The sequence below is a fragment of the Pseudemcibacter sp. genome (genome assembly GCF_965661635.1).
In the GTDB taxonomy this organism is placed as follows: domain Bacteria; phylum Pseudomonadota; class Alphaproteobacteria; order Sphingomonadales; family Emcibacteraceae; genus Pseudemcibacter.
In genome coordinates this window covers 1-4,346 of sequence record NZ_CBFIEP010000029.1, presented here as the reverse complement: position 1 = coordinate 4,346, position 4,346 = coordinate 1, and the positions used below count along the sequence as shown (strand labels likewise).

The 4,346-nt window shown below is 41.9% G+C and carries 3 protein-coding genes and 1 pseudogene; all 4 read right to left on the bottom strand.

The window, feature by feature from the left end; genetic code table 11:
* The coding region (gene clpB / locus ACTF6W_RS01920) for an ATP-dependent chaperone ClpB (protein WP_438992846.1) at window positions 1-2,403 on the bottom strand (2,403 nt) is incomplete at its 3' end.
* A 122-nt stretch (window positions 2,404-2,525) separates the two neighbouring features.
* Window positions 2,526-3,131, bottom strand: coding sequence for a DUF4167 domain-containing protein (locus ACTF6W_RS01915; protein WP_438992845.1), 606 nt, complete (start codon window positions 3,129-3,131; stop codon window positions 2,526-2,528).
* A 204-nt stretch (window positions 3,132-3,335) separates the two neighbouring features.
* Window positions 3,336-4,187: a peptide chain release factor N(5)-glutamine methyltransferase gene (gene prmC, locus ACTF6W_RS01910; RefSeq protein WP_438992844.1), complete on the bottom strand. Its 852-nt coding sequence runs from the start codon at window positions 4,185-4,187 to the stop codon at window positions 3,336-3,338.
* A gap of 1 nt (window position 4,188) precedes the next feature.
* Window positions 4,189-4,346 (bottom strand): annotated as a pseudogene (locus tag ACTF6W_RS01905) (peptide chain release factor 1); the annotation flags it as partial.

Here is a 4,346-nt window from a genome sequence, read left to right as displayed (position 1 = left end):
TTTTGCCGATACATCCAAATCGAGCGTAATTTTACGATCAGCAAGACGTTTCTCAAGACCTGCTAATTGAATATCGACAATCGCATGCATATGTTTCTCCGCCAAACGGTGGAAAAGAGTTATTTCATCAAGACGATTTATGAACTCAGGTCTAAAACTAGCTCTGACCACATCCATCACATCTTCTCGAACCTTATCAACATCATCGTTTGATCCAAGTGCTGCTATTATATCACTGCCTAGGTTACTGGTAAGAATGATCAATACGTTCGAGAAATCAACGGTACGTCCCTGGCCATCTGTAAGACGCCCGTCATCCAAAACCTGAAGCAGAATGTTAAAGACATCGCCGTGGGCTTTTTCAACTTCGTCAAAAAGAACCACTTGATATGGTCGACGGCGGACAGCCTCGGTAAGCACGCCACCTTCTTCATATCCAACATACCCCGGAGGGGCGCCGATAAGACGAGCAACGGCATGCTTTTCCATAAATTCAGACATGTCGATCCGAACCATGGCATTTTCATTATCGAAAAGATATTCAGCGAGGGCCTTTGTGAGTTCTGTTTTACCAACACCCGTTGGACCAAGAAAGAGGAAAGAACCAATCGGGCGGGTTTCTTCTTGTAATCCTGCGCGCGCACGACGAACGGCGGCTGCAACTGCAGAAACCGCTTCATCTTGACCGATTACGCGCTTACCGATGTTTTCTTCCATAGAAAGAAGCTTTTCACGTTCTCCTTCAAGCATTTTATCAACTGGAATACCTGTCCATCTGCTTATAACGGCAGCAATGTCATTATCCGAGACTTCTTCTTTTAAAAGCTGATTATCATCCGCGTCACCTTCCGTGACATTTTTTAGTTTTTCTTCAAGATCTGGAATTTCGCCATATGTAAGCTCACCGGCACGTGCGAGATTACCTTCACGCTGGGCTTTTTCTAACTCTACACGTGCAGCCTCTAAGCGTTCCTTGATTTTATGATCGCCTTCGATGCGATCTTTTTCTTTCTGCCACTGTGCCGTTAAGGTTGCAGATGTTTCTTCTAGTTCACTAAGTTCTTTTTCAAGATTTTTTAACCGGTCCTTTGATGCTGCATCCTTTTCTTTGGTTAAGGCTTCACGTTCGATTTTAAGCTGAATTATTCTGCGGTCCAGTTCATCAAGCTCACTAGGTTTACTATCCACTTCCATTTTAATCTTGGAGGCGGCTTCATCCATCAAATCAATCGCTTTATCAGGTAAGAACCTGTCATTGATATAACGATTGGAAAGAGTAGCGGCCGCAACAAGAGCGCTATCCTTAATACGAATCCCATGATGAAGTTCGTATTTTTCCTTTAATCCACGCAGAATTGAAATGGTATCTGCGACTGTCGGTTCACCAATTAAGACCGGTTGAAAACGACGTTCTAGTGCGGCATCTTTTTCAACGTATTTGCGATATTCATTAAGGGTGGTAGCACCGATACAGTGAAGTTCACCGCGTGCAAGCGCGGGTTTTAAGAGGTTAGATGCATCCATAGACCCCTCAGACGCGCCCGCACCAACGATTGTGTGCAGCTCATCAATAAAAAGTACAACTTCACCATCAGAAGCAGAGACTTCTTGTAATACGGCCTTTAGACGTTCTTCAAATTCACCACGATATTTGGCACCAGCAACCAACGCGCCCATATCCAACGACATGATGCGTTTTTGACTAAGGCTCGTGGGGACGTCACCGTTTGTAATGCGTAACGCAAGCCCTTCAGCGATCGCGGTTTTACCAACACCCGGCTCACCAATAAGAACGGGGTTATTTTTTGTGCGGCGCGATAACACCTGTATGGTGCGGCGGATTTCTTCATCACGACCAATGACCGGATCAAGTTTTCCTTCTTGAGCTGCTTCAGTTAAATCACGCGCATATTTACTAAGGGCATCATAGCCATCTTCCGCGCTTGGTGAATTCGCGGCACGTCCTTTACGGATTTGATTAATTGACGTGTTTAAATTTTGCGCGGTCAATCCTGCATTTTTTAATATTTCAGCAGATTTACTACCCGAAAGAAGCGTTAACGCGAGCAATAGACGCTCGACTGTAACATATTCGTCGCCAGCCTTCTTCGCAACTTCCCCAGCACTATCAAATAGTTTTGCCGTTAATTGCTCAATATAAAGCTGCGTGCCGGCTCCTTCCACTTTTGGATAGCTTGATACTTCTTTTTCAATATTGGTCAATGCCGCTGATGGGTCTGCTCCCGCGGCGGTCATTAAATTTGCACATAGCCCTTCTTTATCTTCGAGCAAAATTTTTAAAATATGCTCGGGTGTGAAGCGCTGGTGACCTTCGCGTAAGGCAAAGTTCTGTGCGGACTGGATGAACCCTTTGGTTCTGTCGGTAAATTTTTCAAAATCCATTATGATACTCCGAAACTGTCCGATTATTGTTTAACATTAAACAACATATAATGTTGCATTTCGGCAACACAAGGGGCAAAGGAGAATTAATAGATTAAAGAGATAAAAATAAGAAACTCGGCTTATTCCGCCACTTCTTCTTTTACTTTTCGCGTTTTTCTTGGCGCTCTCTTTTTTGGAGGTTCGGGTTTTTCTTCATCTAAATCAAGGGGAAGTTCAAGCGGCGCTTCTTCATCCTTTTTACGGGATCGTGATTTTTTAACCTGTTCTTTTTTATTTTCCGTCACATCCTGTTCAATATCAGATGCAGCAGCAGCATCTTCATTGGCTGAAACGACATTTGATTGATTTTCTGCGGCTTCTTCTTTCTTTCTTTGGCGTTCTTTTTCACGCTCAACTTCAAGAGCAGCTTCCGCAGCCGCAAATTCTGAATAAAGAATATAATAATGATGTGCGTATTGGCCATAAGCTTCTGAAAGAGTACGGTCCTTTGTTCTTACATCATGTGCCAATGACTTATACTGATCATAAAGTTGTTTGACATTGCCCCGTAATTTACCACTTGGCCCACTACTATCAATTTGCCGTGTCGCTGTTAAGGGTTGTTTTTGCTGATGCTTACCACCGCCTTTACGTCCACCACGAGAATTTTGTGAACGACCACGGTTGTTTGATTTATGATTGTGTCTACCCGACTTATTTTGGCGGGATCTTTGATTTGTACTCATTAAATTTCTATTACTTTTGTGGGCTATTATATCAATATGATTGATTAGGGGGCATCTATGCCCCTAGCACGGTTATTCAAGAATTTTGGAGTTATATCACCGAATCTTTTGTTCGGTACCCACGCATATCTTTTGCGTGAAAAGACTTTAGCGCGGACCGTTCTAAAAGCCAAGTGTCTTTTTCATTTTTTTATCAAAACCCGGTTACGGTCTAATTAACAAACAACGGTCACGACCACCAAGGTCTTGAAATACATTAATATTTTTAAATCCTTTCTGTTCAAAAATATCTTTCACTGCGCTCGATTGTCTATAGCCAATTTCTAATATTATTATTGATTTTTCCGACATATAGCCTGCAATATCCGCCGCAATTTTGCGACAGTCATCTAAACCCTCTTCGCCAGAAAATAATGCGCTATGGGGCTCATGTTCGCAAACCTCGGGGGTAAGTTCAGGTTTTTCATTGAGTCCAATATAAGGAGGGTTCGCAATTATAAGATCAAATTTTTTTGTTTTAAATAATTTTTCAAACCAATCGCTCTTCAAAAAAGTGGCCCGATTATTCAAAGATAAATTTGTTGCATTCTCATTAGCAACTTTTATTGCACTGGCTGAAACATCTATTCCTAAACCTGTCGCATTCTTGAGTTCCGATAATAATGTTAATAATAAACACCCACTCCCTGTTCCTAGATCAAGGATTGAGAGAGTAGCATTCTTATCTTCAAATTCATTTAAAGCGACTTCAATAAGTGTTTCGCTATCAGGTCTTGGTGTTAGAGTGTCTCTTGTCACTTTAAAGCTTAAGCTCCAAAACTCCTTCTCTCCAAATATTTGCGACATAGGAATGCGTTTTTCTCGTTTCTGTACGAGTATATCAATTAAGTTCTGCTGCTCATTACTCACTATCTGATCAGCATTAATAGCGAAATCTATTTCAGTTACGGGGATAATATGAGAAATTAGAAGGCGTGCATCTAGAGGCGCTTCTTCAATGCCTTTTTTTCTTAATCTAGCTTCGATTTTCTTTCTAAGCGTAGCGAGCGTATCCACATTAGCCTTCCATAGCGGCTAATTGTGCTGCTTGGTTCTCAGTAATTAATGAAGTTATAACTTCTTCTAAACCCTCGCCAGCAAGAATACTGTCTAATTTATAGAGCGTAAGATTGATACGGTGATCCGTCATACGCCCTTGCGGGAAATTATACGTTC